The 605-nt window shown below is 42.8% G+C and carries 1 pseudogene; it reads right to left on the bottom strand.

Annotated elements, in window-relative coordinates:
* Positions 1 to 605 (bottom strand): annotated as a pseudogene (locus K4Z77_RS08960) (hypothetical protein); the annotation flags it as partial.

The raw sequence follows: 605 nt of genomic DNA, 5'->3' as shown, positions 1-605 counted from the left end.
CCTGTCTTAGGATCTGGTTTCAACTCTATTGTTGGTGTCTTACGAGCTGGTGTTGTTACATTCACTGGTTGTGATGGTTTCTTGTTCGGTTCTGTTACTGTTCCTGTACCTGGGACAGCTTTCTTAGGAAGTTTGTCATTTGGTACTTCACCTGAACCGTCTTTACCGATTTCAACAGTAATTGTGTTTCCATCTTCACCTGGGATTTCTACCTTAGTACCTGGTGGATATGTTCCTCCTCCTGGTTTCTTAGGCGTTACAATCGCATCTCCATTTGGTTGTGGAGTAATTTCAATCTCAACTGGTTTTTCAGTTTCTGGTGTTTCTGGTGTTACCTTAGCTGGTGTTGTTACATTAGGAACTTCCACAGCTGGTTTACCTGGTTCTGTAATCTTACCTGTACCTGGAACAGCTTTCTTAGGAAGTTTATCATTTGGTACTTTACCTGAACCATCTTTACCGATTTCAACAGTGATTGGACCATCTTCACCTGGGATTTCTACCGTAGTTCCTGGTGGATATGTTCCTCCTCCTGGTCTCTTCGGTGTTACTGTAACGTCACCTGTCTTAGGATCTGGTTTCAACTCTATTGTTGGTGTCTTACG

The sequence above is a fragment of the Streptococcus mitis subsp. hohhotensis genome (genome assembly GCF_020089495.2).
Taxonomy (GTDB): Bacteria; Bacillota; Bacilli; order Lactobacillales; family Streptococcaceae; genus Streptococcus; species Streptococcus hohhotensis.
This window is presented reverse-complemented; position numbering and strand designations above follow the sequence as displayed.